At 36.8% G+C, this 26,901-nt stretch carries 9 protein-coding genes; 6 read left to right on the top strand and 3 right to left on the bottom strand.

Annotated features, from left to right (window positions below; translation table 11 throughout):
- Nucleotides 1-3: 3 nt before the first annotated feature.
- Nucleotides 4-1,203 (top strand): site-specific integrase, encoded by a 1,200-nt coding sequence (locus HFD85_RS00045; protein ID WP_167604563.1) that lies wholly within the window; start codon nt 4-6, stop codon nt 1,201-1,203.
- A 322-nt stretch (nt 1,204-1,525) separates the two neighbouring features.
- Here HFD85_RS00045 and HFD85_RS00040 read toward each other — a convergent pair whose 3' ends face one another.
- Together HFD85_RS00040 and HFD85_RS00035 are read right to left on the bottom strand one after the other, a co-directional pair.
- Nucleotides 1,526-2,245 (bottom strand): LytR/AlgR family response regulator transcription factor, encoded by a 720-nt coding sequence (locus tag HFD85_RS00040; protein ID WP_167604562.1) that lies wholly within the window; start codon nt 2,243-2,245, stop codon nt 1,526-1,528.
- Nucleotides 2,246-2,256: 11 nt separating this feature from the next.
- Nucleotides 2,257-4,551, bottom strand: coding sequence for a tetratricopeptide repeat protein (locus HFD85_RS00035; protein ID WP_167604561.1), 2,295 nt, complete (start codon nt 4,549-4,551; stop codon nt 2,257-2,259).
- Nucleotides 4,552-4,846: 295 nt separating this feature from the next.
- On the opposite strand from HFD85_RS00035, the gene HFD85_RS00030 reads away from it, so the two are divergent.
- From HFD85_RS00030 to HFD85_RS00015, 4 genes are all read left to right on the top strand, one after another.
- A complete protein-coding gene (locus HFD85_RS00030; RefSeq protein ID WP_167604560.1) occupies nt 4,847-10,780 on the top strand; it encodes a T9SS type A sorting domain-containing protein in 5,934 nt (1,977 codons plus the stop codon).
- A 706-nt stretch (nt 10,781-11,486) separates the two neighbouring features.
- On the top strand, nt 11,487-11,831 hold the full coding sequence (locus HFD85_RS00025) for a MobC family plasmid mobilization relaxosome protein (RefSeq protein WP_167604559.1): 345 nt from the start codon (nt 11,487-11,489) through the stop codon (nt 11,829-11,831).
- Complete coding sequence (locus tag HFD85_RS00020; protein ID WP_167604558.1) at nt 11,828-12,727, top strand: relaxase/mobilization nuclease domain-containing protein; 900 nt, start codon at nt 11,828-11,830, stop codon at nt 12,725-12,727. The genes HFD85_RS00025 and HFD85_RS00020 overlap by 4 nt, the downstream gene beginning before the upstream one ends.
- 659 nt (nt 12,728-13,386) lie before the next feature.
- Entirely contained in the window at nt 13,387-14,667 is a 1,281-nt protein-coding gene (locus tag HFD85_RS00015) for an ATP-binding protein (protein ID WP_206081817.1), read from the top strand.
- Between the two features lie 216 nt (nt 14,668-14,883).
- Here the strand turns inward: HFD85_RS00015 and HFD85_RS21680 are convergent, their stop codons facing one another.
- Nucleotides 14,884-15,198, bottom strand: a complete 315-nt coding sequence (locus HFD85_RS21680; RefSeq protein WP_206081816.1) for a hypothetical protein — start codon at nt 15,196-15,198, stop codon at nt 14,884-14,886.
- Between the two features lie 528 nt (nt 15,199-15,726).
- Between HFD85_RS21680 and HFD85_RS00005 the strand changes: the two genes are divergently transcribed.
- Nucleotides 15,727-26,901, top strand: an 11,175-nt coding sequence (locus HFD85_RS00005) for a leucine-rich repeat domain-containing protein (RefSeq protein WP_167604557.1), incomplete at its 3' end; no start/stop codon positions are given.

The raw sequence follows: 26,901 nt of genomic DNA, 5'->3' as shown, positions 1-26,901 counted from the left end.
ATTATGAGGATTACAATTGCATTTTTACTTAAAAAATCAAAGAAGCGGGAAGACAGAACTTACCCCGTTTATGTCAGGTTTACGCTCAATGGAAAACGTGCTGAATTATCGACAAAGATATTTGTTGATCAGAATTCCTGGGATATATCAAAAGAAAGAATGACTGGCTCATCAAGTTTAGCGAAGACAACTAATAATCGTCTTGATAAAGTAGCTTCTAATATTCTTGATATTTATAATCAGTTTGAAGCCGGGAACAAAAAGTTTGATGTAGTTGATATTAAAAACAAACTTTGCGGCATAGAAGAAGAGCATGGAATAGTTGAAATGTTTGGTGTTTATATGAACACGATTGAATCAAATATTGGCAAAGGATTTTCAGCTACAACGCTCAAACATTATAAAACCTCAAAAAACCGGCTTTTAAACTTTTTATCTGACGTCTATGGGAAGAAGGAGTGGAACCTTAGCTACATAGGTTATAAGTTTATTAATGATTTTGATGTATACCTAAAAACCAAATACAACAACAGTGTAAATACTGCCTGGTGTTATCATAAACACATGAAGAAAGTATTGAATATTGCAGTTGCCATGGATTATCTTTCAACGAATCCGTATCTAAAGTTTCAGGTAAAAACAGAACAACCGAAACGTGAATTTTTAACTCAAAAGGAATTAAAGAAAATAAGGAAAAAAAAGATTGAGATTGAACGGCTTGCTATTGTTAGAGACATTTTTCTATTTGCCTGTTATACAGGACTGTCTTATGCTGATATTTCAAAGTTGGCAAAACAACATATAAGAACCGGAAACGATGGTAATAAATGGATTATTATAGACCGAACAAAAAATGGATCAAGATGCAGAGTTCCATTATTGCCTGCTGCAAAAAGCATTCTGAAGCGCTATAAAAACTATCCAATAAATGTTTCAAAAGGGCTATTGCTGCCAGTGAATTCAAACCAAAAAATGAATGCATATTTAAAAGAAATTGCTGATATATGCGGAATTAAAAAAAATCTATCAATGCATGTAGCCAGGCATACATTTGCAACAACAATAACATTAACCAATGGGGTACCTATTGAAACCGTTTCCAAGATTTTAGGACATAGTTCACTAAAGACTACACAAATTTATGCCCGTATTCTCGATACGAAAATTTCGGAGGATATTAAGAAAATAAGAGGTTTGATTTAAAAATGTAATTTATCAGTTTTGTTTTATTGCGAGATACTTAAAGTGCAATCAAAAATTTATATTCAAGAAGCTATACAAAAGTCAATTTTTATATTATTTGTGGTATTTAGTTGTAGATTAATGATTTTCCATATTGGTACGATTGCGACGCTGGTTCAAGTTCCGTCGGGATAACTTGGTCAATTTGTCTTCATACCTCTGTTTTTATTCAAATTCATAATTCAATAATCTTATCCTGGCAATACCGGATTGAGTGGAAAACACTCACCTTCCCGATATATACAAAAATGGAGTATAATCAATAAAAACTGGCGGAACAAATTTAACCAAGTAATTTTTTATCAATAAATTCCTGAAATTTCTTTTTAAAACTCTCACCCACAGGAATCCTCACATTATCTTGGTAGACTATTTTATTGCGTTCAATAGTGGTGATGTGGTTAAGATTTACAATGTATGATTTGTGAACACGCATAAACTTATTTCCAGGTAATTGCTCACCAAGTTTTTTTAAGCTAATTAGGGTCATTATCGGTTTTTGGGTCAAAAAGTGAATTTGAACATACTCATGCATTCCTTGGATATATTTGATATCGTCAAATTTAGCTTTAAGAATCATATAATCTGATTTAACAAAAATATGGTCATTGTTTTCAGATTGTACTTTGTTTTCCAGGCCAATTGAACCGATGATTTTCTTTGCTTTGTTTGCTGCGTTTAAGAATCGGCTATAATCAAATGGTTTCACTAAATAGTCGATCGCATCAACCCTAAATCCTTCAACAGCAAATTCTTTGTGTGATGTAGTAAAAACTACCTTTGGCATGTTCAGTAACGATTTTACAAATTCCATCCCGTTAAGTTCCGGCATGTCAATATCTGTGAAAATCAAATCGACTTTATCTCTATCTAAAACCTCCATTGCAGCAAAAGCACTTTCGCAGGTTGCTATAAGGTTCAAGAAAGGAGTAACAGTAATAAACTGTTCAATATTCATTAGGGCTACCGGGTCATCATCTATGGAAATACAATTAATTTGCATTAATTATTAAATTAGTCACTATCGTTACTTATTGGCAAAGTAATAAAAAAAGTACTTCCTTCACCTGGTTTGCTTTCAACTCTTATAGTTCCGTTGTTTTTTTCAATAAATTCTTTGCAGATAATTAATCCCAAACCAGCTCCTTTCTCCTTTTTAGTACCATGTGTTGTTATATGCTCGTTTGGATTTAGCACTTTGGATAAATTTTCTTCTGAAATGCCAATTCCGTTGTCCTTTACTCCTATTTCAATTTTATCGGTATAGGTTTTTGAGAACACCTCAATCTTACCATTTTCATTGCAGAATTTAATAGCATTGCTTACCAGGTTCCTGATAACTGTTTTGATCATATTTTTATCAGCATATACTGAAAGGTCTTCAGGAACTTCCGATTTTAGTTCAATTTGTTTGTTGACCGCACTTGTAAGCAAAAGGCTGAAGGTTTCATCAACAACTTCTGATAAATGAATTGTTTCGGGTGAAAAGGCCATGGTATTTTGCTGGCTTCGCGACCAGGTTAAAAGGTTCTCCAATAAACCCAATGCCGATTGTGTCCCTGCTGAAAGTAGTTGAAACAGTTTTTCCTCTTTTTCTGGAGACTGGTCAAACTGCCCGCTGGTCATTATTCCTAACGATGTACTTAAATTGGCAAGCGGAGCCCGCAAATCGTGACCAATTATGGAGAACATTTTGTCCTTTAGTTTATTCAGTTTTTCCAGTTCTTTGTTTTGGGTCTCAATTTCAGCTTTTTGAATTATGATTTGTTGGTTGGCACTTCGAATTCGGAAATAAGCCATACCTGCAATAACAACAATAACAAATACTGCAAACAATCCACCCCAAAGTGCTTTCTGACGGGTCTGCTGTTGTTTGATAATAATATCTTGTTTCTCGATGGCGGATTTCTGTAATTCGATTTCGTTTTCCTTTCGCTCAAGTTCATATCCAGCTTCAACACCAGCGACTTTTTTTACATTTTCTTCTGTAAAAATACTGTCGTGGGTTTGTTTAAACAGTATATGGTAATTATAGGCGCTTTTGTAATCATCTTTTGCTGCATAGCACTTTGCTAGAATATTGCTCGCTTTTCGAATTTGTAATTTCTGCTTTTTCTGCGTTGCAATTTCCAAACTTTTTTCACAATTCTTAATGGCATCGTCAATAAGGCCCATATTGTAATATATCTCACCAATATCAACCAATGTCATTGCAATTCGACTTTGATGATTAATTTCCTCAAGCACGGCAAGGGATTCTTTGTAATTTTCCAATGCTTTCGGATTGTCATTTAATTTAGCATAATAATCACCAAAGGATCTGTATGCTTGGGCAATTTCAGTTTTAGCACCAATTTCAATGCTGTTTGATAAAGTTTTATTAAAATAGTAATAGGCCGAATCATAAATATTTTGCGAAAGATATACTTCTCCTATACCTCTTTGAGAAGAAAGAATCGCATTTTTGTACCCATATTCTTCACTTAATTTAATAGCCTGCCTAAGGTATTGTAAAGCCTTATCATAATTACCTTGCGATTTATAGACATTTGCAATACTTCCTATTGTTGATAACACTTCATGCTTTTGATTGAGTTTTTGCTTTATCTGTAATGCTTTCTGGTAACCTTCAAGAGCTAATGAATAGTTCCCTAAATAATAATAAAGCCTTGACATATTATTTAAGGTTCGGGCTTTGAATAATTCATTTTTATCATTTTCCTGTAATTTCAAAGCTTTTTGGAAATACCTAAGACTTTCAGTATAGTTACCAGCTTTTGTGTAAATGCTTCCTATGTTGCTATATTTATATGCAATTCGCTGTAAATTTCTTGGTTCTAGCTCTTCTTCTTTTTCAAGTGATTTTTGAAAATTTTCAATTGCTTTTGACCAATCTCCTAAATTATTATAGACTGCCCCTTTCATGTTCAACAAATAGGCTATCCAAGGATCATCGTTCAGGTTATATGAGATCTCCAAAGATGAATCACAATAAGCTAAGGCAAGTTTAAAGTCAGATAGCATTCTGAAAGTATATCCTAAATTTGAATACGCTTTCATTTCACCTTCTATATTGCTGTAATTTTTCGTTAGGTCTAACTGCTCATAGAATAATTCCAGTGCTTTTTGGTGATTAAAAACAATATTGTATTCCTTCCCTAACTTTTGCAATAATTCAATTTTTATTGTGTCATGTTCTGCTTTTTGCAGCAGGTTTTCAAGGCTATCAATGGCAGTATTTTGAGCCTGTAGGTTATTACACAATAGACAACAAAAAATCAATATCAGGTAAATGATGAATCTAATCATAGGTCATTAAGCAAGTGAAATAAAATTCTCCCATCCCAAATATATATCAAAAACGACAAAAGTGATTAAACGGTAAGGTACAGTGATGGAATTACGGTGTTCGTTGAATACTTTTTCCAAACGCCGGAGCATAAATATCTTTGTAACATGGACAATTACAAACCCGAGTAAAACCATCATGAAAAAGAACCGAATATCAGACCATGCGAATTCTCTATTATTAACTACTGAGAATATCAGAAATATGCGAATTTTGAAGAGGACATTGCTCGTTCTTCAATTAGCATTAATAACAATGATATCACACGGCCAGGATTGGAACCAGGTAGGTGATGATTTCTTTGGAGATGCAGCTAATCAAGGTCTTGGATACCAGGTGGAGATAAGCGACGATGGCTCGATTATGGCCTTTGGAATACTGGGCGAAAGCTCGGTCGCATATCTTGCAGGTGCAGTTCGTGTTTTTTCATGGGATGGCTCAGTCTGGAACCAAATGGGATCTGATTTAACCGGTGCAGGAGCAAGTAAGGAGTTATTTGGTTTTAGTATTTCGATGAGTGCTGACGGAACGACCATTGCCGGTGGAGGAATTGACCTTACTGGCTCCGGGATTGTTAAAGTTTGGAGTTGGGACGGAGCATCATGGGTACAAAAAGGAAACACTTTTGTTGGAGCCAATACCGGTGACAAATGTGGGCAGGATGTGGCAATGTCTGCGTCGGGTGATGTTTTGGCAATAAGTTATCAAGATGAAGTTTTGGGTTCAGGAAACAAAGGTGTTGTTCGAATTTATCAATGGGATGGTTCAACCTGGAACCAGATGGGAAACGACATAGAATCATGGGGTCCGGCGGCCAATTTTGGCCGGTCCATCGACTTCGATTATTTGGGACATACAATAGTAATTGGCGCTTCGGCCGATGATGCGGTATACGAAAATGCAGGGAGTGCAACGGTTTATACCTGGGATGGCAGCAATTGGTCTGTTCTGGGAACAACCTTTACTGATGCATCCAAAAACGCAGCTGCCGGTGATATTGTCAGGTTATCAGATGATGGCAGAACCATGGCGTATTCAAGCCAGTGGGACGATACGGTATGGATATATGAATATGATGGAACGAACTGGAATTTGAAAGGAGGCCCGCTTTATGGTACTAAAGGTGGTACTCATTTTGGGAGTGGTTTAGATATTTCGGAAAATGGTAACAGAATTGCAATCGGAGACGAATACAATGTGAACCATGCTGATCCTGAAACAATAAGTGGAGAGGGTTGTGTTCAGGTTTTGGACTGGGATGGCTCCAATTGGAACATTGTAGGTGATACCATTTGGGGTGGATCGACGAAATATATTTTTGGTAGTTATGTTTCGTTAACCGCCGATGGAAGCAACCTGGTTGTCGGCTGCCCCGAAAACACAGTCTTTTATAGTTCTGGAGGCGCAGCAAGGGTATTTTCTTTATCTGAACCTGTTCCGGGTCATTATTGGGTAGGCAATGGCGGAAACTGGTCAGATGTTTCGCATTGGGCAACCACCTCAGGTGGATCAACCTTCCACAGCACACCTCCTACTCAGGATGATGACGTGTTTTTTGATGCGAACTCATTTTCACTTGCAGGCCAAATAGTAACCATTGATGCTGAAGCTGAATGTAAAAATTTGGACTGGACAGGAACGACAAATGCACCTGATCTGGCAGGCTCGAGCGATTTATGGGTGTATGGTTCAATAAAGCTGATTCCCGGAATGACTGCCAGCTTCACAGGAAATCTTGAATTAATATCGGATGTTGCAGGTAATACCCTTGATTTTGCGGGAATTAACCTCAATGCCAGTATTATTGACTTCTATGGATATGGCGATTATACGTTGGAATCGGATCTGAATATTTCCGGAGAAAATGGTATTTCAATTGGATATGGTACACTAAATACCAACAATTATGATATTAACACTAATGCCCTGGCCGTTTTTCCTTTTACCGATGTCGTCTATCTGAACCTTGGTTCTTCCATCATCAATGTCGATGATATACGATTTTTCTTCTCGAATATGATTCATCTTGATGCAGGGACATCAACCTTTAACATAACAGATGACACGTTTAATGCCATCGGTTTGGAGTTTTACGACGTTCATTTTAAATCTGTGGCAGGGCTGAGCAATTATGAAATATTTAATGCCCCAGTATTTCATGATCTTTCGTTTGAAAATGTTGCAAGCGTTACCTTTGAAGCAGGAAGCACCACTCAGATAAATAATCTCATGGTGAATGGTAGCTGTGCACAAAATGTAACCATCCAGTCTGATACCCCGGGCAGCCAGGCTTATATTTCCAAAGAAAGCGGGACCGTTATCAACGAATACCTGAGCATCAAAGATATCGGAATCACAGGCGGAGCTACATTCACAGCCAATAACAGTGTTGATCTTGGGAATGTGACCAACTGGATCATCAATGAACCGTCTGGTTCAACAGATTATTACTGGGTAGGCGGCTCCGGAGACTGGGATGACCCAAATCATTGGGCAACAAGTAGCGGCGGTACAGGGAATGGTACCTGCACGCCTTCTTCAGGTGACAATGTATTTTTTGACGCTAATTCTTTTACGGCTGCCTCTCAAACTGTAATGTTTAATACGGAAGCGTCCTGCAATTCTATGGATTGGACAGGAGTGACCAATAATCCTACCTTACAGGCTACATCTTACGATTTGCATATAGGCGGCTCGTTGATTCTTGCCTCTGCAACCGACATGACGGTCATTGCAAACAAAAGCATATACTTCTCTTCTGACGTTGCCGGGAATAGCATCCATATGAACGGACACAGTATTACTTCTGCATTATTTTATTTTGTCGGATCCGGTGAATGGGATCTTCAAAGTGACCTTTCTTTACGGTCAATATATTTGACTACCGGAACATTGAATACCAATGATCATACGATTTCTCTGAATAGCAATATGGGCGGAGGAGGCTCCGGTATCAGGAACCTGAACCTGGGCACATCCCTGATCACAGCACAAAACTGGCTTTTCTCCAACAGTAGCAATCTGAACATAGATGCAAGCACCGCAACGATCCGGCTGTCGGGCTCAACCCTGTATACCGGATCTCAGAATTATCATTACGTATCGTTGACAGGTTCCGGCACGGTGAAAATGTACGGGAATGCCTCCATAGACTCACTATACATTAATCCGGGATTAAACTTGTCATTAGAAGCCGGTATTTCTGTTGCCATTGATAAGATATCAGCTACAGGTTCCTGTAGTAATCTTACCGTTATACAATCGCAAACCCCTGGTTCGGAAGCTACAATAACCAAGGCATCAGGGACCCTTTCAGTTGATTATGTACAACTACAGGATATACACACCTCCGGTGGAGCTGTTTTTATTGACAATAATGGAGTGGATGGGGGAAACAATGATGGTTGGATCTTTAATGCCCTTTCATCAACCACCTATTACTGGGTAGGGCATCATGGGAACTGGAGTGATCCCGATCACTGGGCATTAAGCAGTGGCGGCTCCGGGAACGGTGGATGTATCCCCAATTTTTATGACGATGTGGTTTTTGATGAGCATTCATTTGATAATATTAATGGAACTGTAACCATTGATGAAGATGCCTCTTGCCGGAATTTTGATTTCTCCGGAACAGGTGGTTGGGGAAGAATAGAGGGTACTTCAGATCTTAATGTTTACGGATCATTTGATATATCAGGCATATATACTTACCATTCCTTTAATGGAAATTTATACTTCAAGTCAGATGAAACAGGGAATGTGATCAACACACGCGGAAATTTACTCAATCAAAATGTATATTTTGACGGAAGCGGTGAATGGAATTTGGCCTCAGAGTTTAAAATGAGTAGTATAAACAAAGATCTTCATTTCGTTAAAGGTACCCTGAATACAAACGATTATGATATGGAATTCTTCAGCCTGAATTCTGATCAGCCCAATAACAGGGTTTGGAACATGGGAAGTTCAACTATTAACTGCGCTGGTTTTTGGTTTATTGAAGATGCTACAAATATGACAATCAATCCCGGTACCTCAGAAGTTATTTGCGGTCAATCCCAATGCATACCTGGTGGTCTGAATTATTACAAATTAACAGGTATCAGTAGTAGTTCTTTTTCATTATACGGTTCAAACACATTTGTAATATTGAGTGTTCCCAATGCTTCAACCATTCAATTACCCGGAGGACTGACCCAAACAATTGATACTTTAGAATTGGCTGATGGAACCAGTTGTAATGACTTGGTTACAATTGAATCAAATACTTCAGACCCTGCATATATCCATTCCGAGAGTGGAAGTGCAAAAGGGAATTATTGGCATATTAATAACGTTGTGGTAACCGGAGGTGCATCGTTCATTGCAAACAATAGTGATGATTCGGGAAATACATCGGGTTGGACGTTTATCACACCAACAAGTTTTGACTATCAAACAGCATGTAATGAATACACCTGGATAGATGGCATCACCTATACCGAAAGCAACAACACCGCAACCTACACTTTGGTTAATGCCGAAGGTTGTGATTCACTTGTTACCTTGAACCTTACGATTCTTGAACCAAGCTATGGCGAAGATGTGATTTCGGCTTGCGAAAGCTATACCTGGATCGACGGTGTCACTTATACCGAAAGCAACAACACAGAAACCTACACGTTGACAAATTCTGAGGGTTGCGATTCGATTGTTACTTTGAACCTTACCATCCTTGAAACTTTAACCGGGACCGATGTAATTTCAACCTGTGAAAGTTATACATGGATTGATGGAATTACCTACACCGAAAGCAATAACACCGCAACGTACACCTTAACCAGTGCACAGGGGTGTGATTCAGTAGTTACTTTAGACCTCACTATCGGGGAATCAGATAATGTAACAATAGATAAAGAAGCTTGCGAAAGCTATACCTTTAATGGAAACATTTTGACCACTTCGGGACAGTACCAGGCAACTTTTACCAATCAGAACGGATGCGACAGTGTAGTTACTTTGAACCTTACCATCCTTGAAAATTTAACGGCAACCGATGTGATTTCAGCCTGTGAAAGTTATACATGGATTGATGGAATTACCTACACCGAAAGCAATAACACCGCAACGTACACCTTAACCAGTGCACAGGGGTGTGATTCAGTAGTTACTTTAGACTTCACTATCGGGGAATCAGATAATGTAACAATAGATAAGGAGGCTTGCGAGAGCTATGTGTTTGATGGAAACGTTTTAACTAGCTCAGGACAATATCAGGCTACTTTTACAAATCAGTCAGGATGCGACAGTGTAGTTACTTTGAACCTTACAATTCTTAAACCGTCAATGGGGACAGATGTGATTTCAGTCTGTGAAAGTTATACCTGGATTGATGGAATTACTTACACCGAAAGTAATAATACCGCAACGTACACCTTAACCAGTTCTGCAGGATGTGATTCGGTGGTGACACTGAACCTGACCATCACAAAGCCGGACAGTGTAACGATGAACACATCGTCTTGTGGCAGTTATGTGTTCGACGGAAATGTGCTGACCACTTCGGGACAATACCAGACTGTGTATACAAATCAGAACGGATGTGACAGCGTCGTAACGCTAAATCTTACCATCCTTGAACCGACAACAGGAACAGATGTAGCCACTGAATGCGAAAGCTACACCTGGATTGACGGCGTGACCTATACCGAAAGTAACAACACGGCCACGTATACTTTGACCAACTCAGTAGGATGTGACTCAGTGGTGATATTAAATCTGAATATATTGGAACCAAGTTATTCTCATGACACGGTTGCTGTATGCAATAACTACGAGTGGAATGGAAACACCTATACCGCATCCGGGGATTATCAGTCGATATTTACAAATATTGCTGGTTGTGACAGTATTGCAATGCTAAATCTTACAATTGCAGATACCTGTACTACGACATCTGTTGTGGAATTATCAGAAAAAGATATTCGGGTTTATCCAAATCCTGTTCATGACCACTTAGTTGTTGAATTACCATCAGAAGATTACAGCAAAATTGAGATTCTGGATATGACCGGCAACATCGTTCTCACTAAAAATATTGATGGGGACGAGTTAGTGATCAAAAACCTGAATTTTGTTAGCGGTACATATATTCTTAGAATATTTGGAAGGGACCAATCCATGTCTACCTATTTATTGATTAAATATTAGTACTACCCAATCTGCTAAATGAATCAAAGATACTATTCCTCCACTTACTTCAATTTAAGCTTTTTCTTGTGTATCTCTGTATTCATAAACTTCAAGCTAGCCTCAAAATAGTCAAACAAAAGTTTGACATTTTTCCGGTTGGGTTCACTTGGTCAATTTGTCTTTACAGGTGTATCGTTTGCCTACTCCAATTTTTCCTCAATTACATCCTTGTTTTGTATACAATTCCTTCCTTTTCCCTAACTTAATGAAAATGCTCCCTATATTATTCTCATCCGGGAATGAATCAATAAATCTGATGCTATTCATGTTATTTTTCTTTTCCATAAGATAGTATTTTATGCTTTAGTAAAACTATTTCGGAGAAGTGATCTAATTATTGTATAAATGAGATTTTGATTTAATTACATTCATAAAAGAAACGAAAGTTCCAAATGTTAACTGATTAAAATATTTTTCCCTACTGTTTATAAGTAAACCTGATAAAGAATCAATATTGTTTGGAAGTATATGATCCAATTCTACATTTTGAAATTCAATAGCAATTGATTGATATTGAATTAGTTTAGTGTTTTCTTTGTCTATTCTGTTTTTTATCTTTATGTTCATGAAAATACCCCTTTCGAGGTAGGATAGCAAGTTTATGTTTTGGTAAGACCAAAACTCCTATTTAGCATCCCGTTGGTCTAAAAAATGGTAATAAAATATGGTGCAATTTAACAAAGGTGGCCGTCCACGAAAATTGGATGGTGAGAAGATGAAATATAAGGTAACGGTAAAAATGTCGACTGTAGAATATTACTGCCTAATTGGCAAATCAACAGAAGCCGGGATTTCACAAAGTGAGTTCCTCAGGCGTTCAATTATGAATACAACGGTTGTTCAACGCCTGACACCCGAACTGAATGCTGAGATAAGAAAACTTACAGGAATGGCCAATAACCTCAATCAGATTGCACGTAAAGCCAATGCCATAGGGTACGATCACGTTCGTAGCGAATACCTGTTTCTTGCGCGTAAAATTGACCGAATCATAAACAAAATGCTATGATCGCCAAGATAACAACAGGTGGAGACTTTGCCGGTGCAGTAAATTATATCCTTGATCCAAAAAAAGCAGCTGAATTGTTAATCGGAGAGGGCGTACGTTTGAAAAACACGAATTCGATTACAAAAAGTTTTGTCGCCCAAACAGAACTCAATTCGCGGGTAAGCAAACCGGTAGGTCATATTTCCCTGGATTTCTCCGTTCAGGATAAAGCAAAGCTTAGTAGCGTATTTCTTCTGAAAATTGCGGATGATTACCTGAACAGAATGGGAATCATATATACCCAGTTTATAATAGCCCGGCATTACGATAAGGAGCATCCTCATATTCACATTGTTTTTAACAGGGTAAACAACCAGGGGAAAACGATATCCAATAAAAACGATCGTTACCGTAGTGAAAAGATCTGTAAAGAGCTTACACGAAAGAATGACTTGTATTTTGCCAAGGGAAAAGAAAATGTAAACGTTCACCGGCTGAAAGAACCAGACAAAACAAAATATGAGATTTATTACTGCCTTAAAGAACTTATTCCCCAATGCAAAGATATGGATGAACTGGAAGCTAAACTGAACAAAGAGGGGATAACAATAAACTACAAATACAGGGGGAATACAAATGTTGTTCAGGGGATTTCGTTTACCAAAAACAATCTGAGATTTAATGGTTCAAAAGTTGACAGGCAGTTTAGCTACTCCAAAATAAAGTACCGATTGGATCAGAACAAATTACAGGAATATTTTAAGGTCATACAAAATCCATCCCACGAGTATGACTTTCAACAATTAATCAGAGACGGGCTTCTTCAGGCAGAGAAGGATGCAGAAAGACAGCGAAAGAAGGAACCGTACCAGAGAATAAAACCACCGAAGAAAAAAAGCAGGGGTTACAGGATGTAAATTACATACAAGCGGGTTTCCCAAATCTTCAACAAATTAATTTCAATTCAGGCAAACGTCAAAAGCTTACGGCATAAACGCAGCCAGCAAATTGACAAGAGTTTTGGAATTGTTTGTATTCTTTGCTGCCAAGACACCCTTCTCATACTTCGAAAGGAGACTTGGCATCAAAGCATTGGAAAAACACTTGCCAATTTACTGTCCTCCGGCGCAATCTTTCAGTCCATTTATTCCGTTTCCTTTTGTCTAATGCTTGAATTGGAAAGAGCCGGTGTTTACGATTTGGGATTAAGGATAGCTTTGGGAAATGAATGAAAATGGGAATATTCTTCTTTTCAATGATACCAAAAGTCCTTCGAAAATGAAGTGTATCTAGAAAATGCAAACAGGTTGCTTATATCAATGTATAGGTTTGTATCGTCTGAACTGACCATATTGGGGCAACAAAAGTGATTTTTATAGCTTGTGCGCCAATTTAGATATAAAAGTGTCGATTAGGATCGACAAAAATATTGCTAATGTGTCGAATTGAATAGACAGTAAAGGTCAAATAGATATAATTTCAAAACAATAATTCAAATAAGTCTGAAAATATCTAAATAAATATATAAAATTCAAGTATATTTGAAAAAATACACCAAATCAAAATAAATTCAAATATGGCTGATAAAATTGCAAATATATTTGAGAAAACAAAAAGATATAATGCCTGGGAAGGACAAATAATACAGATCGGTTATGAGCGTAAGCCATATCTTGAAAAAATAACTGGATTTTTGGATACTCGTTTAGTAAAAGTACTGGTAGGTCAACGTCGATCCGGAAAGAGTTATCTATTACGACAAATAATGAATTACCTCATTACGAATAAGAATGTTGATCCAAAGAATTTGTTCTTTTTAAATAAGGAATTTATTGCATTTGATGAAATACAAGAAGCTACTGACTTAGATGAATTGTTTTCCTTTTATCGAAAACAACTACAGGTAGAAGGAAAAATCTATATATTTCTTGATGAAGTGCAAAATATTGAAGGATGGGAAACCTTTGTTAATTCATATTCTCAGGATTTTACACAGGAATACGAGCTATTTGTTTCCGGCTCAAACTCTACTTTATTATCAGGAGAATTAGCAACATTACTATCAGGTAGATATGTTGAATTTGAGATTTTACCTTTTGATTACTCCGAATTTTTGGATGTAAAGGAATTAACTCTGGGAAAGGAAAGTTTTCTTGAATATCTTAAAACCGGAGGTTTACCTGAATTGTTTCATCTTAATTCAGAAGAACTTAAACGTAATTACATAGCCAGTTTAAAAAATACTGTCATTTTACGCGATATACTGGACAGACATAAAATTAAGGATCTACCATTACTGGAAGAACTATTTAAGTTCCTTGCGGTAAATATCGGAAACCTGACAGCGATAAGTAATATTATCAATTATTTTAAAAGCAAACAGAAAAAAACAAATTACGAAACTGTTTCAAGTTATGTGCAGTATTTAACTGATGCCTTTATTTTTCATCAGGCAGATCGTTTTAATTTGCGAGGGAAACAAGTACTCGGAGGTGCCTGTAAATATTATCTGAATGATTTAGCTTTTAAAAATTTCTTGTTTGGATTTTTACCGACAGATGTCGGATATAACCTTGAAAATTACGTTTATCTGCAACTAAAACGTTTGGGATATGAAGTGCAGGTTGGAGTATTAAATAATCTTGAGATTGATTTTATTGCCCAAAAGGCTGATAGGATAATTTATATTCAGGTAGCCTATTTATTAAACAACGAAAATGTTATAAACAGGGAATTTGGCAACCTTTTACAGATAAAAGATAACTATGAAAAGTATGTTGTTTCTCTTGATGATATGAAATATTCGAACTATGAAGGTATTCTTCATCTACATCCGTGGGAATTAATCAACATTTGAAGAAGTGGTTACAATTTCGTATTTTTAAACGATAAAATATTGAAAATGAACCAGTGAGAGACAAAAACGAGACCTCACGATTTACATTAAAATAACACATTGATTATAAGTGTATTACGGGCGTGGTTCGATTCCCGCCCCGGGTACAAGCAAAGCCTGATTATCCACTGATAGTCAGGCTTTTTTATTTTATGAGATACAAATGGGATACAAAAACTACGAAATTGAACTTGCGGTATCCCTTTTTGAAAGATTTATCTCTTCAATCTTTCTCCTGATTTTCTGAACAAAATCTTCATGCTTCATTGGTTGAGAAGAACTATCTTCAGCTAAAACTTCTGCTTTTGGAATAATATAAGGCATCAGTTTGATTAGGGCATCCATTTTTTCTTTTGGCTCCAATTGACTGAATAATACCGGTAATGACTCCAATTCCTTTGAAATTGATTTGGTAATCATCTCACGAACGGTACCTGTCACTTTATTTGGCGTACCTTTCTTTCTGCCTCCAGTTTTATATCCATTTGCCATGAATTGAAATACCTTTTCCTAAAAATAACTATTGAAATCCTTACTCTCTATTAATTTCAGAACATTCTTATGTAAGGAAAATAAAGAGCATACAAAGGAAAAAATGAGAATGTTTCTTGACATAAAGTACGTCTAGGTTATATCTACTTTAGGAAATACTCGATGTTTGATTCATTTTGAGAAATTGCTTTACTGATAGAGATATTTTTAGGCTTATTGACAACATTTGAAATGATAATAATTCAAAAAATACTTCATCTTTTGATTCTCATTATTAACTGAATAATAGTTTATATAAATTCTAAATTAATGACTATTGTTCATTTTGTTAAATACATTTATTAATTTGAAGCCAACAAAAGATAAAATATTAACACACATTAAAACAACACATTTCAAGCACCAATTTTCAATTTATCATACGGGTAAGTGTAAAGTAAAATCATAAGCAATGCATCCGATTTGCTAGTAATAATTTTATTGCACCCAATATTAAAGAATAAGACATAAACCAAAACAACCAATATTATGAAAACGTCTCAAATGTTTGTGACAGTTATCATGCTGTTATTAACTCAACTTAGTTTTGCAAATGATACTAGAGCACCAAAAACTGCAGTCGATATTTTTTTGGCTCCCCCCGATAAAATTGTAAATGGAGGCTGGAATCCATATTTGATTAACGAACATCCAGTCAATTTAACAAGTTTGCCTATAGTTTTAAAGGCTGAAACAATTTCATATGAACAATTTGTATCAGAAGGTGGTGAAATTTCATTAGATTGTCCTGTTCACGATATTTGGTATGTTGACTCAATTTATACTTTCGACACATATTCAATAGTTGAGCGTTTTTATGGCGCAATGGACACTTGTTTTAACCAGTTCAGCGCAAACCAATATTTTACAGTGCATGGATTCTATGTGTATAAATATGCTTCTCCGGAAGAGGGTGGAACAGTTTATGGTGACAGCATTCGTCCGTTTGGAGAAACAGCCTACATTGAAGCTACACCAAATCCTGGCTGGATATTTCAGGGATGGTACGAAAACAATCAATTAGTTTCAACCGATACTGCTTATTTTTACACAGTTGACACAACACATGCATTCACTGCTCTGTTTTATCAGGATACAACTATCAATGAACCAATTCTAACTGATTTGCAAAAGGATTCTCTCGCCTTAGTTGCTTTATATCATGCTACTGATGGCCCGAATTGGGATCACAAGGACAACTGGCTTGCTGGTCCACTTGAAAGCTGGTGGGGAATAACTGTTGCAAATGAGAGAGTTACTCATATTAAATTTGGAAATATTGATAATATAATTCGTGGAAATAATCTCAATGGGATTTTACCTCCAGAAATGGCTAACCTTACAGAGTTACAAACGCTCGATCTGGAATATAACAACATTCAGGGGCTATTCCCCACCTTCATACCTGGTTTGACAAAACTGAGAGTTCTAATAATCAGAGACGCGAGCCTGACCGGAAATTATCCTTCCTCTTTGGGAAGCCTTGTCAATATAGAAGAACTCAAATTGTGGAATACAGGTCTAACGGGACCTATTCCTGAAACAATCTGGAGCTTATCCTCTTTGAAACGCCTTGCCCTTGCGGCCAACTTAACAGGCACAATATCTCCTAATATCGGAAATCTGACAAATCTTGAATCATTGTATTTATATGGAAGTCTGGACGGGGAAATACCGGATGAAATTGGGAATCTCACTCATTTGACCGAATTGTATTTGGGATGGAATAATCTTACAGGTAACATTCCAATAAGCATGGGAAATTTCTCTCAATTAATTACCATGCATCTTGGAGGGAATCAATTGAACGGTGGCATACCAGCAGAATTTGGCCAATTAGGTAACATTAGAAATATTTCACTAGAAAACAATAATTTATCAGATCCGCTACCTGCTGAGCTTTGTTATTTGCAATCACTTGAATATCTGGAATTGGGAGGAAACAATTTTGATTCTCAGAGTTGTCCGACGATTCGGTGTCTATTAGATAATCATGTAGTTTCTTGGTATGATTCTTTACAAATTCAACAGTCGGGGTTCTCGTTAACAAATGGCTGTGTTGACGATACAGAAGCCTATAACCTGCGAACCGATTCCATAGCTTTAGTGGCATTGTACAATGCGATGGATGGACCGAATTGGACAAATAATGATAACTGGCTAACTGGGTTAATTGATACCTGGAATGGCGTTACGATTGAAAATAACAGAGTAAACAATGTTAATTTATATAACAATAACTTATATGGCACCATTCCTGCTGAGATTGGAAATTTGACAAATCTTAAAGAATTATCTTTAGGTAGAAACTTAATTTCTGGAACTATTCCTTCTGATATTGGGAATCTGGATTCATTAGAATACCTCTTTATACATATGTGCCAACTTGAAGGTGAAATACCACAGAGTATTTCTAATTTGAGTCAATTAAAACATCTTTCTTTATTTAGAAATAACTTGTCGGGTGAAATTCCAGAAGAACTTTTCAATATTCCAACTCTTACGGATGTACAACTTGGAGAAAATGAATTTACAGGAGAAATACCAGCAACGATCTACAGCAGAACAAATTTACGAGTTTTACAGTTGGATGATAATAATCTATCGGGGACCTTGACATCAGAAATAGGTAATTTGCTAGAGTTAACAGGTTTGACTTTAGATAATAATCAGTTAATTGGAACTTTACCACCCGAAATGGGACAATTGTCTAATTTGTCATACATGTATTTGGAAAACAATGATTTTTCAGGTATTATCCCCAGTGGGCTATGTAATCTTCCTCGACTTGTATCAATTAATTTTTCTAATAATAATTTCGATTCTCAAAGTTGTCCAACGATTCAATGCTTAAAAGATAATGGAGTAAAATTCGAGTATGTTGATCCCGATCAGATCCAACAATCAGGTTTTTCATTAATAAACGATTGTGTTAACGACACAATGGTCTATAACCTCCAAACCGATTCCATGGCTTTAGTGGCCTTGTATAATGCAACGGATGGACCTAACTGGATGGCCAATGAAAATTGGTTAGAGGGACCTATTGATTCTTGGATTGGAATTGATACTTCTTCTGTGACAAATAGAATCTCTCGAATTGAACTTCCATTTAATAATTTGAGTGGAGAGTTACCAATAGAAATAGGATATCTGACTGGTTTAGAGCGGCTTGAGCTATATGGAAATAATTTGACGGGGAGAATCCCGGCAGAAATTGGCAATTTAACTAATTTGATTCGTTTAGATTTGGACTCGAATAACTTAAGTGGTTTAATACCTTCCGAAATTGGAAATCTAACCAATTTAGAACATTTGGTACTTTGTCTCAACAAATTATCTGGAGAAATACCTTCTGAAATTGGAAATATGAGTCAATTGAAAGAACTGGATTTCAACGATAATAATCTAACAGGATCCATTCCTGAAGAATTATGTAACATTTCTGGTTTAGAGGAACTAAGATTGGGAGGAAACCAATTATCCGGAAACATCCCGGATTTAATTGGTAATCTTGACAGCCTGAAATACTTTTATTTAGACAGGAACCAACTGGAAGGTGAAATCCCAATTTCATTAGGTGATATGGATAATATTGAAGATATCAGATTTGCAGATAATTTATTTACTGGGTTACCCAATTTGTCCAATCTTTCCCGTTTGTATTGGTTAGAGGTTTATAATAATCGTTTAACTTTTGAGGATCTTGAGAGTAATACATCTATCCATATGGAATCAGCCCCGAATGGAATAGACGGATTATTAAAATATTCACCGCAAGATTCCATCGACACATCAAAAACAATCAATAGAACCGTAGGAGACTCATTGATACTTCAAGCCCAGTGTGGGGGAAATTACAATCGTTATGTATGGTTCAAACCTAACGGAGAACAGGATACCAGTAGAAGTGGAATCTTAATAGTTCCAGACATATCTTTCAATGATTCCGGAGTGTATTCTTATGAGGTTGAAAATGATTCAGTTCCTGGATTAGTCCTGAAAAGCTATCCAATTACTGTGATTGTAAATGAAGATACAGTATCTCAAACTACAGTTGCACCTCCGAATAAATTTGTCGACGAGCCTATATTGATACAAAATATTCATGATTCCATTTATGGAATAACTTACTTGCCTTACACGTATTTATCGCCAGAAATAACTTTAAATCAATTCATTGCGGAAGGCGGAGTAGTAGCCTACAATTTTGGTGTAAAAACAATTACTTATAGCGATAGTTTGGTGTTAGACTCCGGTTACAATGTATTGTCTCGAATGTTTTTTTTGGAGGATTCCCTTGGAACAATGATTACCCTTACACAAAGCATTACATGGAGATATGCCGAATCAGCATGTATAATAACAATAATGAAACCTTCTTACGCCGGCTATGCCAATATCGACAGTGTCATTGTAGCTGTTGGTGAAAATATACAAGTTGAAGCATTTAGTTATCCTGGTTGGAAGTTTGAATATTGGTCAGCTTTTGATTCAGTAATATCATCTGATGCGTCTTTTACACTTCATGTTACTTCAACTACTGATTTATTTGCGCAGTTTGTCTCAGACACAATTCCTGACGACTCAGCAACAATCTCTATTGTTACTCCACCTTCAGCAGTGGTGGAAGTTCCTTGTTCTCCTATAAATATAAATGATTCAACTTTAGATCTTACAAATCTTCCGTATTCCGAATCCCCGACACAAATTACAATCATAGATTTTACTGATGAAGGCGGTACAATAACTTCAAATTGTGATATTCAGTCGATTGAGTATTATGATATTGTTGAAGAAAATATTGAGACCACCATTTTTAGCAGAACATTTATAGTTAGTGATACCTGTGGACATGCTGATACTGCCGTGCAAATTTTCACGTTGCCGACCATAATCGAAATAAACTGGGTGATCAATCCACTCGGAACAGGCTATGTTATCGGCGAAAATAACTATGCATATGGCGATACTGCTGTATTACAAGCCATTGCCAATCCAGGTTATGAATTCATGAGCTGGATGGAAAATGGAAATGAAATAAGTTATGATTCTACTATTTATTTTATTGCTGATACTTCCCATTATTTCACGGTTAATTTTAACCAGGACACATTAATTCAAGAGCCGGAGTTATCCGACTTACAAAAAGATTCCCTTGCGTTAGTCGCCTTTTATTATGCTTCAGGTGGTGTTAACTGGTATTCAAAACAGAATTGGCTTACATCTAGTCCAATTGATACATGGGAAGGTGTATGGGTAGACCAGGGACGTGTTCGTGCAATAAATAAGTGCTGGGAAAACTTCGATGGAGAAATTCCGGATGAGTTTTATAATCTTACCGGAATTTGGGAAATCAATATTTGTGGAGAAGGACTTAGTGGCGAAATATCTTCTCTAATAGGCAATTTAACAGAATTGCGCTATATAAATTTGAGTTCTACGAATATTTCCGGAAGTATACCACCTGAAATAGAATACTGCAAAGACCTGGAATCAATGTATATAGGGTATAATGACTTAGAGTCTATTCCTTTGGAAATCTGCAATACCTCAATTCAATACATCGATTTAAGTTACAATAATCTGGATACTTCAAGCTGTGCTGCTTTCCAGTGTCTGGTCGAAAAAGGTGTACAATTTAATGGTGACAAATACCAGGAACAGAAAAGTGGATTCAATTATATTGAGGGATGCGGAATTATTCCTTCTGGTGATCCTGTTCCAGCTCAAGATTCCCTAGCATTAGTTGCTTTATATAACTCAACAAATGGCAGTAACTGGTACAGACAGAAATATTGGCTTTCAGAATATCCTGTGTCCATCTGGGAAGGAGTTAATGTGTATGATGGAAGAGTAAGAGAGTTACAAATGTGGGATAATAACTTAAACGGAAATCTTCCAGTTGAATTTTATGATCTAACAGGCTTGCGATATTTTGAATTTGGTTACGACAGCTTAAGCGGACCTATCTTACCTCAATTCGGGAACCTCGCTGACCTTTACAATTTTAGCATCAGATACACACAAATGGCAGGAGAGTTGCCCTCAGAAATGGGAAACTGCAATAACCTGCGTTACATGAATATTGAGGGCAATAACTTTACATTCATTCAGGAGGGTATATGCAATGCTCCATTTGAGTATGTCAATTTAGCTTACAATAATTTTGATTCTTTAAGTTGTTCTGCTTTCCAATGTCTGGCTTCTAATGGCGCATATTTTGATGGAGATGCCTCTCAAATTCAAAACAATGGATTTTCTCCGGTTGATGAATGCGGTATAATTCCTGCAGGAGTTTTGATAGAAAACCAGGACTCTCTGGCATTGGTTGCGTTATATAATGCTACAGGTGGTGAAAACTGGAACAATAATTACAACTGGTTAACAAATGCTCCGGTATCAGAGTGGGCAGGTGTCAGAGTATTCAATGGAAGAGTTGGCGAAATCAACTTGTGCTGGGAGAACTTTAATGGCTCTATTCCAGATGAATTTTATACACTTACAGGATTACGGAAAATCACATTCTGTGGAGAAGGTTTAAATGGAGAGATTTCGCCTCTGATTGGAAATCTAACCAACCTGGTATCATTAACAATTAACTCAACTCAATTAAGTGGTCCTATTCCAACTGAAATTGAAAACCTGACCAGCCTGCTAACATTCAATATTGGCTATAATTATTTTAGTACTATTCCTTCTTCTATTTGCAATATTAATTCATTAAACACAGTCAACCTAAGTTGGAATTACCTGGATGCTTCAAGTTGTGCAGCCTTACAATGTTTTGTCGACAATAATGTATCTTTTGAAGGAGATGTGCTTCAACAACAAAGAAACGGATTTTCAATTTTTGAAGGATGTGGTATAATTCCACCCGGAGAACCAGTTGCTTTGCAAGATTCATTAGCGCTGGTTGCTTTATATAATGCGACCGGTGGAGAAAACTGGCAATATCAGGAGCATTGGTTAACTGAATGGCCGGTTTCAACCTGGCAGGGTGTGTATGTTTATGATGGTCGGGTTAGAAACTTAGATCGTTGCTGGGAAAATTTTAGCGGTTCACTACCTGAAGAGTTTTATGATCTAACTGGATTAAGATATCTCAATCTATGCGGAGAAGGACTTGGTGGTCAGATCTCACCGCTAATTGGAAATTTTACTGAGTTGATTAGTGTTTATATCCAAAATACGCAGATTGATGGTTCCGTCCCTGCAGAAGTTGGGAATCTAACTAACTTGGAATCATTTGTGTTAAGGTACAATAATCTTTCATTGTTATCTCCTGAAATTTGTTCAACGCCAGTCCAACGAGTTGACTTCGCTGGAAATTCTCTCGATTCTGCAAGTTGTGCTGCTGTTCAATGTTTGGTAGATAAAGGAGTAACTTTTGAAAATGATGCTGCCCAAACACAACGTGATGGTAGCTCATTGTTTGAATGGTGCGGCTTTATTCCTCCTGGAGAGCCTGTTGCTCTACAAGATTCATTAGCTCTGGTTGCATTGTACTATGCAACTGGTGGAGAAAACTGGCAATATCAGGAACATTGGTTAACAGAATGGCCGGTTTCAACCTGGCAAGGTGTGAATGTTTATGATGGTCGGGTTAGATATTTAGATCGTTGCTGGGAAAACTTTAGTGGTTCACTACCTGATGAATTTTATGATTTAACCGGATTGAGATACCTGAATCTATGTGGAGAAGGACTTGGTGGTCAGATCTCACCCTTAATTGGAAATTTGACCGAACTATATAATCTTAATATTAGTTCAACAAGCATAGATGGAGAATTACCTCCTGAAATTGGTAATCTTGGTAACCTTGAATCACTCTACCTAGGATATAACTATTTAACCCATGTACCTTCTGACGTGTGTTCCACTCCTATCCGATATGTTGATTTTACCGCTAATTATTTGGATTCATCCAGCTGTGCTACGATTCAATGTTTGTCGGATCTAGGAGTAACCTTTAACGGGGATGCATCACAGACACAGCGTGATGGCAACTCATTGTTTGAGTATTGTGGATTTATTCCCAAAGGGGAATATGTAGCCATACAAGATTCACTGGCACTTGTTGCTCTTTATTTGGCGACTGGTGGTGAGAGCTGGAATAACAATAAATTTTGGTTATCCGAATATCCGCTTTCGATGTGGCAAGGAGTTGAAATTTATGATGGTCGTGTGAGAAATCTTTATTTACAATGGAACAATTTGAATGGAGAAATACCACCAGAATTTTATAATCTGACGGGATTACGTTGGTTATATTTAAGTGGGAATAATATTTCTGGTCCAATAACTTCAGAAGTTGGTAACCTTAATGAACTTGAAGGATTTAATATTGAAGATGCAAATTTTGAAGGAGGACTTCCAATAGAAATCTGTAACACTGGCATTAGGTATATTAATCTTCAGGGAAATAACTTTAATACCCAAAGTTGTGCGGCCATACAGTGTCTTTTGGATAAGAATGTTGAATTTTGGGGCGATCCTGCACAAGTTCAGCAATCCGGTTATTCACTAATTAACGATTGTAATGATGGCGTATCAAATAATTTTGTGATTGCACCAGCCGACAGAAATTTTGATGAATATATCGTCGTAGAGAGTTTAAATGATTCAATCTATGGAGTTACCAATCTGCCGTATTCAATCGATACATCTTATATAATACTTGAGCAATTCCTTTTTGAAGGTGGGGATTTTAGCCTTGATTGCGGAGTGGCTTCAATATCATACTTTGACAATCTGGAGACTTACACACAGTATGATCCATATAGCGGACAAAATTATATTCCGGTTACCCGGACGTTTACCATCTCCGATACCTGTGGGCAAAAATTAATTGCAACACAAACATTTGGTATCCCAATTATAGTATTTCAGGTTACAACCTATGCAAATCCTTTGGAAGCCGGTTATACTTCAGGAGATGGAACAAATTGGCAGGGAGATATTATAACTGTTAATGCATATCCTAATCCTGGGTGGTTCTTTAGCGAATGGACTGTAGATGGAAATACAGTAAGCAAAGAACAAGAGTATTCATTTGTTTTGGATTCTAATAAAGAACTAATTGCAAACTTTGTAATAGACTCGACCTATGAAGAACCTTGTAACTTGACAATTTATTGGAATAGTCCAAATCCTTTACCATATCAAGAAGGATCTTACGATCTTGGCTTACAATCTCATGATGAAGATTTGTACTGGCATGTAATATTGGGAGAGGATACATTAGCACAAGGATATACTGGTCCCGGAGGTAATACTTTGGGAGTGGTTTTCTTTACAGTACCTCAGAATCCATATCCTTATCCCTTGACCGGTGAAATATATGCTTCAGGTTGTGATACTAATACTTTAATCCCGATAACACAAGCGGAGAATTCTTCACTATCTCAGATACAGGACTCACTTGCATTAGTTGCGTTGTATAATGCAACAGATGGACCAAATTGGACAAATAATACTAATTGGCTTACAGGTCCTATCGAATCCTGGTTTGGTGTTTATACTGAAAATGGGAGAGTTACAAGTATTCAACTCTCGAGCAATAATTTGCAAGGATCTTTACCTCCTGAAATTGGTCAGTTAACCAATTTGCGGGAAATGTATTTAAGTAGCAATAGTATTTCTGGTTTTATACCTCCTGAACTTGGATTGCTCACTAATTTGAATTATTTAAATTTAGGTAATACCCAAATTTCAGGATCCATCCCTCTAGAATTGGGCCAATTAGTGAATTTATATGTTTTATCACTCGATAATTGCAACCTAAATGGTCAAATTCCTATTGAATTCGGACAACTGGAAAATTTGCAAACTTTAAATTTAAATGGAAATCAGTTAACGGGGCAAATTCCAGACGAAATAGGATTGTTGAATAATCTCGAAAGATTAATTTTAGGCTCTAATCAGCTAAGTGGCACATTGCCAGTTGCCTTAGGTCAGCTATCTAATTTATACGAGCTGTATCTGTCGGACAATCAACTCTCAGGATTTTTACCTCAAGAATTTGAAATGTTGATTAACCTTGGTATTTTAAGTTTAGCTAATAATCAGTTCAGTGGGGCCATTCCGGTTGGTTTATGCAATATCCCTAATTTGGTTACAGTTAATTTTATTGGAAATAATTTTGATGTTGAAAGTTGCCCTGCCATTCAATGCTTAAGCGAAAATGGAGTATATTTTGAATGGGATTATAATCAGATACAACAAGATGGATATTATCTAACAACTGGATGTATAAGTAATCCGGTTAATGTCGAAGATTCATTAGCATTAGTTGCCATTTATTATTCAACAAATGGGGACAATTGGATAAATAATGATAATTGGCTTGAAGGACCTGTGAGCTCTTGGTATGGGGTCACAATTGACAATAACCGGGTATCAGAACTTTATTTATGCACGAACAATTTAGAAGGTTACTTACCTCCTGAGATTGGGCAATTAGATGCAATTCGGACATTAATTATATGTGAGAATAATCTTTCAAGTACCATACCAAATGAACTTGGAATGATGCGTAGCTTGGAATTTGTACAATTATATTCTAATCATTTTGTTGGAGAAGTTCCATCTGAAATTAACAATTTGAAGAATCTGTATTGGTTTAATGTTAACAATAACTCATTGACAAGCATGCCAGTATTGGACAGCTTATTCAATCTGAATCATCTTTTACTAGCTTGGAATAATTTTACTTTTGAGGATATTGAATCAAACATTGGGGTAGCAAATGAATATTGTAGATATTCACCTCAACGGATGATTGGTCAATATACTGACACCACATTCACTCTGTGTTCAGAAGTAATATTAACTATGCCTGTCGGAGGCAATTATAATAAATATCAGTGGTTCAAAGATGGCATTCCAGTCTCGGATACGCTTATTACAGATTCATTGTTAATTCCAAATTTATCAATGCAGGATTCAGGAGCTTATACTTGTCAGGTAACCAACACTTTGGCTAACGAACTTACTCTGTACAGCTATCCTATTATTGTTAATCCTGTTCATGAACCTGTTTATATTGTCGAACCAGTCCCAATTGTTTCATATGTGACAAAAGACTCTTGTAATGTTTCGCCAGAGATTCACCAACCTGAAATAATAAATAATTGCGATTACAGGGTAATAAATAACTTGGAGGTAATTTATTCTGTTGGGGAGTATGTGATTGAATGGTCTGTTGTTGATGAGAATGACATTATAGTTGCTAGTGCCATTCAAAATCTATCCGTGATTGATACTTTTATACCTGTTATACTAACTGATTCAGCAATCGTTGCTTTTACCGAGCCCGGAATGTGTTCTGCCTTTATTAATAACATCCCGCTTCCTGAGTTATGGGATAATTGTGGTATCAGTACTGCTTATTATACTGATGGTCCTGAGATACCTGTTGGTGAGAACTGGATAAACCTCCATGTGGAAGATATTCACGGGAACAGTGCAGATTACCCGGTACAGGTTACTGTAATCGACAACGAAGCTCCGTTTATTGATATTTACGCAGCTGTAATTGAAGCTCAAACAGAACCAGGTCAGTGTTATGCATTAAGCTCCAGCCTTGAGCTGCCTCCTGTCTTCGACAACTGTAGTGAGGCTTATGCCTGGTATCCTGATTCCATACAATTACCGGTAGGG

The organism is Maribellus sediminis, from assembly GCF_011799805.1.
GTDB classification, from domain to species: Bacteria; Bacteroidota; Bacteroidia; order Bacteroidales; family Prolixibacteraceae; genus Draconibacterium; species Draconibacterium sediminis_A.
This window is presented reverse-complemented; position numbering and strand designations above follow the sequence as displayed.